The sequence below is a fragment of the Spirulina sp. CCY15215 genome, assembly GCF_016888125.1.
Taxonomy (GTDB): Bacteria; Cyanobacteriota; Cyanobacteriia; order Cyanobacteriales; family Spirulinaceae; genus CCY15215.
In genome coordinates this window covers 1-7,413 of sequence record NZ_JACSWA010000493.1, presented here as the reverse complement: position 1 = coordinate 7,413, position 7,413 = coordinate 1, and the positions used below count along the sequence as shown (strand labels likewise).

6 protein-coding genes are annotated in these 7,413 nt (G+C 39.1%); 2 read left to right on the top strand and 4 right to left on the bottom strand.

The annotated features are described in order from the left end of the window. On the top strand, nucleotides 1–110 hold a 110-nt coding region (locus tag JUI58_RS27810; RefSeq protein ID WP_204104928.1), incomplete at its 5' end, for a ssl1498 family light-harvesting-like protein. 78 nt (nucleotides 111–188) lie between these two features. On the opposite strand, the gene JUI58_RS16655 is transcribed toward JUI58_RS27810, so the two are convergent. Together JUI58_RS16655 and JUI58_RS16650 are read right to left on the bottom strand one after the other, a co-directional pair. Continuing rightward, on the bottom strand, nucleotides 189–1,277 hold the full coding sequence (locus JUI58_RS16655) for an alanine/ornithine racemase family PLP-dependent enzyme (protein WP_204104926.1): 1,089 nt from the start codon (nucleotides 1,275–1,277) through the stop codon (nucleotides 189–191). Between the two features lie 22 nt (nucleotides 1,278–1,299). Further along, on the bottom strand, nucleotides 1,300–2,421 hold the full coding sequence (locus JUI58_RS16650) for a DUF1611 domain-containing protein (protein ID WP_204104925.1): 1,122 nt from the start codon (nucleotides 2,419–2,421) through the stop codon (nucleotides 1,300–1,302). A gap of 509 nt (nucleotides 2,422–2,930) precedes the next feature. Here JUI58_RS16650 and JUI58_RS16645 point away from each other — a divergent pair. Then, nucleotides 2,931–4,166, top strand: coding sequence for a family 10 glycosylhydrolase (locus tag JUI58_RS16645; protein ID WP_204104924.1), 1,236 nt, complete (start codon nucleotides 2,931–2,933; stop codon nucleotides 4,164–4,166). Nucleotides 4,167–4,241: 75 nt separating this feature from the next. Here the strand turns inward: JUI58_RS16645 and JUI58_RS16640 are convergent, their stop codons facing one another. Both JUI58_RS16640 and JUI58_RS16635 read right to left on the bottom strand, forming a co-directional pair. After that, nucleotides 4,242–5,948 (bottom strand): metallophosphoesterase, encoded by a 1,707-nt coding sequence (locus JUI58_RS16640; RefSeq protein ID WP_348539910.1) that lies wholly within the window; start codon nucleotides 5,946–5,948, stop codon nucleotides 4,242–4,244. 105 nt (nucleotides 5,949–6,053) lie between these two features. Next, nucleotides 6,054–7,205: a hypothetical protein gene (locus JUI58_RS16635; protein WP_348539909.1), complete on the bottom strand. Its 1,152-nt coding sequence runs from the start codon at nucleotides 7,203–7,205 to the stop codon at nucleotides 6,054–6,056. Nucleotides 7,206–7,413: the final 208 nt, after the last annotated feature.

Genomic DNA, 7,413 nt, shown 5'->3' with positions numbered 1-7,413 from the left:
ATTACGCTCAGTATCCCAGTCCCGAACAGCAAGAACGCTATGCTCTTCAAGGCGCGATCGCTTTTCTCTTCGTCGGCACATTACTACTCACTGCATTCAGTATCAGCTAAATTTTAACTTCTCATGGTGTAATTTACAAGGGCAGAAATGCCCTTTTTTTCTTTTTAAAAATGCGATGTCGATGAGAATTAAGCGGCGATCGCAGAACGATTGCAGCTTACAAATTGCTTTTGAATAAAAGGAGAAGTCATTGCTGCAAGAAGACTACCATAATCTAGATTAAAATTGACTTCATCGCCAATTTTCAAATTGTAGTTCTGACTGTCGAGAATAATATGATCGCTGCTGGCTCCTAGTATTTCCAGCTTATTATCAGCTTGCAAACCAGATACTAAAACATCCTGCCTTCCCAAAGCAACAATTGCTCTTTGACGCACTCCTCGATCTTGGAAATTAGGAATATTTCCAAAAGCATCTTGACAAATCTCGCCAAAAGGAAGAGATGGTTTTTTCTTAGATTCAATCACTTCCGCAACGAGTTGAAATGCACGAGTATGTAACCCCGGAATTGCTTTTCGGTTCACCGTTTCACAACCCAAAAAAATTGATTCCCCTAAACGAAGATTGTTAATATTGCCAACATTTAAAGTAGATTTATACCATTCATAATTGGCAGAATTTCCCCCCGAAACTATTTCTAAACTCATTTGAAACTCTTTTTCAATGCGATCGACCAACTCAGATAATGCGTGCATATTTTTACCATCTGGCTTGACTCCACCATAACAAGCTAAATTGCAGCCAATACCCACAATTTTGAGATGAGATAAAGTTAGAGTTTTCCTGATAAATTGGAACAGATCGCAAAGCATTACCCCTTCACGCAGATCCCCCATTTCTACCATAATCACGATCTGATGCTGCTTATTTTGTACCTTTGCAAAATAGGAAAGTTTTCTCAGAGTCTCAATTTCAGTATTGAAACTTATATCTGCATTTCTAACCACAGATTCAGCTTGACTCAAAGGAGTACGAAGAAGAACAAATTGAGTTGATATTCCCGCATTTCTCATTTTTTGAATGTTTTCAATGCGAGAGTCAGCAATAAATTTGACTCCACCTTGGAGCATGGCTTCAATAACAGAAGGTTCTCCTAACACTGCCTTAGAAACTCCCATTAGAGAAATGCCTTGTTTCCCATAAAGTTCGCATAACAGCCGAGTATTATCTCGTATTTGAGATAATACTATTTCTATTCTTGGTAGGAAAAATTTCATTAATTTTTTTAGATGATTGCATCTACCTCATTGCTAATACAGGCATTTTTTCCAATTTATTCCCCATGATTTTTTGCTTCAATTTTGGAAAATGCTCACTTAAAGTTTGCACAAGTTTTTGACATCCATACTGCAAAACATCTGTTGTAGGTAATTGAAATTGCTTCTCATAATCTTCTATGAAGTTCAAAACTTCTGCATTTTCTAAATCTTCATGGCTTAAGGCGATCGCCATCACGCTAGTTTGAGAAATCGCTTCAATCAGTTGAATTTCACTCTCAATAGTTGGCATAATCAAATGAGGAAAATCACACCGGAATTTTCGACCAGGAGGATGCTGAAGGATTATACCATCAGGCATACTTCCCTTTAAGATACCCAGAGAACTCATAAAAGCGGGATGACTAACAGCACTCTGTCCTTCCACCAAAATGATATCAGGGCTTTCATTCTTAAAGGCTTGAATAATCGAGTTTTCAATTTCACCGATTACAAATTGAGAAATAAGAGCATCGATCGATACTCCATATATTGCCCCCTGCATCAAGCTGGTTTGGCCTGTTGCGACTAAAACTGACTTAATACCGAGATTATTTAAAGACTTATTCAGTTCTATTGCAGTTGTCATTTTTCCGCAAGCACAATCAGTTCCTAATACAGCAATAACAGGAACATTGACTTCCGCTATTTGACCTGTAAAAACGTGCAAATCTTTTAATTTTGGCGGTTTTCGGATGTCTTTAATTTGAATATTATATTGAGTAGCCTGATGGACAAATTCTGGATCTTCAGAGAAGAACTGATGAAGACCATTAATAATATCCATCCCTTTTTCCATTGCTTCTAAAATCAGAAACCTTTCTTCAGAAGATAGACAAGCATCCAAGGGAGCTTTTCCATAGATATAACAGTTGGGAATTTCTCCAAGTGTACTTAAGGCTTCTTCTAAATTAGTAAAAATGGGAATACCGCTCTTTTCTCCTCCTAATTCTTCTTCGGCATCTTTGCCCGCGAGAGAACTATCAATAACGCCAACAATAGTATAGAGTTCCGAGTGTCGAACTAATCCTGCTGCTGTTTTTCCGTCTACTAAACCAAATTGGTTTTCGCAGTAAACCAAAGCTGTCTTCTTGATAATTTTCATTCCATTAATTTCCTTCAATGAATCCTCAAATTCCCAGAGACTCCTCTGAAGTTACCAAGTCTCTCTAAAATCGAAGGTTTTATCTCAATGCGAAAAACTCGCATAAACTCTTGTTTAATTTGAAACTTGAATTTTTTTATTCATCAGAAATCTATATAGCAAAAGCCATACAATTTCGTAAATTTCTGGTAAAGCCTAAGTAATATAGGTATTGTGGCGAAAATCTCAAGCCTTAATTGAGTTCCGGTTTAAACTTAGCTTAGTTTAACTGTAACACAGATTACCATTTTGCATTAAATTGCTGATTGCGTTACATATATTCATAGATTATCAAGCTCGATGTGGCGATCGCCGATCTTCAGCGTAAAATAGTGCTTATCGTCAGTTTAAGGGTGCGATCGCGCCAGAAAATCAACGGAATTGGCAAGGCGATCGAAATTAAATATAATAAATGAGAGAAGAATAATAAAAACAAGTCCGAATCCAAAAAAAAACCATATTTAAGTATTATGTCAGAGTCAAAAAAGAAACAAAGTGGGTGTGGATGCTCGAGCATTCCTTTTTCTGCAATCATTCTTTTCATGGGATTAGGTTATTTATTATTCTCTCAGAGAGATCGTTTAGATATTGGTCGTTTTATACCGAGTCAGTTACAAGCAAAAATTCCTTTTTTAAATGCTTCTACTCCCGAAGAAGTGATTTCTTCTCCAACACTTTCTCCCAGTCCAGTGAGTACAGAAAAAGCCCCTACTCTTTCACTTCCTTCTCCCAGTCCAGTAGCCTCTCAACCTAGCCAAAAGCCAGATTTAGAACCAGCAAAACCGTCCGTCTCTCCATCACCCTCTCAAAAACCTTGGAAACAGAAAAATATTCGCGGTATCTATTTAAGTCGCTACCAAGTGACAAATAATGCTAACGAAGAAACCATTCGTAAACGAGTTCGTTACTATCGCGATCGCGGAATTAATACGATTATTCATGGGGTTTGGGGAAATACTTGTACCATGTATAAAAGTGAAGTTCTCGAGAAAAAATTTGGTTATCGTAGCTGTCCCAATCAGTTTCAAGATCCTTGGTTAGATTGGTTAATTGACGAGGCACACAAACAAGGAATGGAAGTTCATGCTTACTTTGAAAAAGGAATTAAAATAGACAAAAATAGTCCTTTATTTGATTTGGCGATCGAACGAAGATGGATTGTTGCGGGAGTTGACAAAACTCATAAAGGAGTAGATCATTATGTTCTCGATATTAGCATTCCTGAAGTTAGTGATTTTTTAACCGAGATTTTAGTGGAATTCGTGCAGAAATATCCAACAATTGATGCCGTTCAATGGGATGATTATCTTGGTTATCATGCAGAATTACCCGGTCAAGTCGATCGCACGGCCAAATTAACAGACTTTGTACAAAAGGCGATCGCTGCAATGAAAAAAGCTAATCCTGCTGTTAATTTTGATATTTGTCATCATAATCCTTATTGGGCGAAGAAATACTTTGCTGCTGACTGGAAAAAATGGAATGTAGATCGTGTATTTATCCAAGTTTATGATACAGAAAATTTCAATGATGAACTAAAATATGTAAAAGCTCAAGATGGTATTTCTATCACCGAACGACAATTCGATCGCCTAGAAGAATTAGTGAAAGATCCTCAAATCAAAAGTATTTTATTATTTCCTCTTTCAGGAAAACCGGAAGAGATGGCTGCTACTTTCGATAATTTAATGAAAAAGACAAACTAATTTAATAATAATTGGTTTGCATGGTATTTGTACCTCCTCCCAAAGAAAAAGAAATTAACATTGAGCCTATTAATATTAAGGAAGTAAAGAAAACTCGTCAAACTTGATAACATCAGAATTAGATTGAGTCGTATCGAAGCGATAACTGCTGACTTTTCCTCGTCCTGTATCTAAAATACTAAAAATTGAAATATCGTTACTAGAAACATAAGGCAAATCGTTATTATTCTCATCTTTTAAAGGGGAAATTGTTGGCATAATTGGCTCTAAACCATTGGGATCGCCGTCTGCAATATAAGTTTCTTGATATCCCTTGGGAATAGGGCGTTTTTTGCTCCCCAAAAAAGCACCATAACTATTACCAACATTGGAAGATTCGAGAAAATTTACTCCTTGTTTATTTTGAAAACGATTCCAGAGATGAGAATGACCATAATAGACGAGTTGAACTCCTACTTCATTAAATAAAGGTTCTAAATAGCGAATAATATAATCATCATTTAATGGGTACTCATAGCGCACAGATTTTACTTCCCCTTCTAGTGTTGCAATAATAGTTTGGCGAGGATTAGTATAAGCAGGAACAATATTATCCCCTAAAGTATGGGGAGGATGATGGAACATGACAATTTTATATTTAGCTGCTTGAAATTCTGGTGTTTGCAGTTCTTGCACAAGCCATTTATATTGTTTACTATCAGGAGTAATTGGTTCAAAAATATGCTGTCCGTAACCCCATTTTTCAGGAGTGTCTAAATCTGGCGATCGCTCTCGATAGCGACTGATTTGCTCATCTTTTATACTAGGCGATCGCCAAATATTAGTGATATATAAAACAACCAAACGAATATCGCCAAAAGTGACGGCATAATATTTCTCTCCTCCCGAATCACTTTGCGGTAATGTAAAAATTTCCTCATAAGTATCGGTATTAAAAGAATTTGCTTTAATCCATGCTGCTTTTAACTGTGGATCGTTTCTTGGGTTAATTTCTGCACTAGATTTTTGATATATTTCCTCAGCTTTAATTTGGGGATAAGCATCGCCAAATTGTTCATTTAAACCCGTTTGCAGAGAAAAACGTCCCATCACCTCATGATTGCCGATCGCCGTAAATAAAGGAGCGTGTTGAATCAATTCTCCGCCTTTATAAACCGTCTCGATCCCCTTCTTTTTCAAAGTATAACTCCCTCGACCTTGGAGGACAGGAAAAAAGGCATTTCCCCCATCACTATCGAACCATTCCGAAGCGCGATCGGCAATATTAATTAAATCTCCTGCCATAAATACCGCATCAACTTTGCCGATCGCCTCTTCTACTTTTTGTAAATTTGCTGCCGTCATCGGCATCAATTGATGATCGGAAGTTAGTAAAATCTTGAGGGGTTTTCCCCCAGAAGGAGTCGGTGCAAGGGAAAAAATCTGACTGCTAATTTCTTCCCCCGTTTCTCGAGTTGAAATAACACGATAAGGAAGGCGGCGATCGCGTTTTAAACCCGTTATTTCTGCCTCATGTCGCCAAACCTCCCGATAGGCAGTTTCGGCATAAGACGGCGTAATTTTAGAGTTTTGGTCTTCTCTAACCCGTGTCAGTTTGGAGGTTACTGCCCTCACTTCCTCTTCTAAATTATCGCCATAAACGACGCAATTTTCCCTCCCCGGAAACTCCGTAAACCAAACAACCCGTACAGAATTTGGCGTTGGGAGTTGCAGAAACGGATCGCTTAATAATTCAGTAGCAACCATAATATTTTTCGGTCTTAAAGACTTTGGCGGCTCCATAAAAACCGCCAATAAAAAAGCAGCAACAAAAGGTAATAGTACGATCGCGATCGCGCCCCCCCAGCGTTTAAAAAATCTTAATTGCATTCTCACCCATAGAGCCAACTAAACAGTTTCTCCTCGAACTCGCGTGATGATCCAGTCAAATGTACTAAGCACGGGTTCTAAAGCCTCTTCATTCGGCAAGGTTGACAAGTGAATATTGGGTAAGCGCTTTTCACTGGGATCGATCGGCAATGCCAAACCAATCGAACTCAAACGATTTCGCAATTCATTCCATTCTTCTTCCTCATCAAAAGGAGACAAGGCTGCATAAACATCAGACACAATTTGAATCGTGCCATCAATACCAACAAAGAATAATTCAGTCATACCATTAGCAGTTGTAAACCTGGCACCAAATCCTCCATAAGTATCCCCTGTTGCCCATTGCAGATGGAGAGGAGGAATTTCATTGACCCAATCATATATCTCGCGTACCAGTCCCGCTTCATCCTCACCATAGCGAGTGAGATACTCAGAGAAAAAGGAGTTTTCATCCCAGCGCTGTCGTCGTTCGCGAGTCGTACTGGATTTTTTCTGACGTGCCTCGACAGTTTGACCGATCGCCCGAGAAACGAGAGTTTTCATGCCATGTTCCGGACTAATGTACTGCTTAATTTCCACAGCCAAAACTTCCGCCGGATCCATTTGCTTGTTGAGAAATTCTACTACCCGTTGTACTTCCGGTGGAATGCGATTGGCAACAAAGATCAAGCGAATTTTTCCAGCTTGTAAATTGGTTTTTACCCGTTGCCAAAACTCTCTCTCGTCGATGTCCGTGCCGAGAAAATCCTCAAAAACTTGCTCGGGATCGCGATTTTGACGGCGACAGTTAATTTCAAACTGCTCCACAATTGACTCAACCGGCCAATATACGGCAGCATTTGCAGCATAGTCGAGCATTTGCCCGATGGTTTCCTTGCGAATGTCATCCTCATCATCGGGCTGAACTTCAACAAGGGTAGGAATTCCCTTGCGATCCAGAAAAAGATGATTGAGAGACCAACGTTCAATGCGAATATCTTCCGTCGGAATGCTGCCCGTGCGCTTGACAATCAGCCAATCTGGCCCAACAGTGTCGTCAGGGCGATCGAGTCCTAACAAATTGGGATATTTATCGAGCAATTCTTGTAGCAATGCTTCCGAATCGTAAGGCCGTTCATTCATGGCGACCAATTGATAGTCTCCCTGAATGAGATAAATACCTCCACTCACAGCAATCTCTCCCTTTTTCAATGATCGATAGGTCGATTGGACAAAGAACAATGCGATTGTCCCGTCCCTCGACCTCAATTATCAATTATCAATGACAGAATGGGAAACAGATTGACATCTCCCCGCTTTAAAAAGACGGGGATTCTGTGGTTAATCCACCGAAAGCGGGTTAAAACCGCGCTTTCTCCAAGTCTGTCAACAGACTCCT

Bases quoted from the DNA above. Each gene is read 5' to 3' on its own strand.
- JUI58_RS16655 (WP_204104926.1), bottom strand. From the start codon at position 1,277: ATGAAATTTTTCCTACCAAGAATAGAAATAGTATTATCTCAAATACGA.
- JUI58_RS16650 (WP_204104925.1), bottom strand. From the start codon at position 2,421: ATGAAAATTATCAAGAAGACAGCTTTGGTTTACTGCGAAAACCAATTT.
- JUI58_RS16645 (WP_204104924.1), top strand. From the start codon at position 2,931: ATGTCAGAGTCAAAAAAGAAACAAAGTGGGTGTGGATGCTCGAGCATT.
- JUI58_RS16640 (WP_348539910.1), bottom strand. From the start codon at position 5,948: ATGGAGCCGCCAAAGTCTTTAAGACCGAAAAATATTATGGTTGCTACT.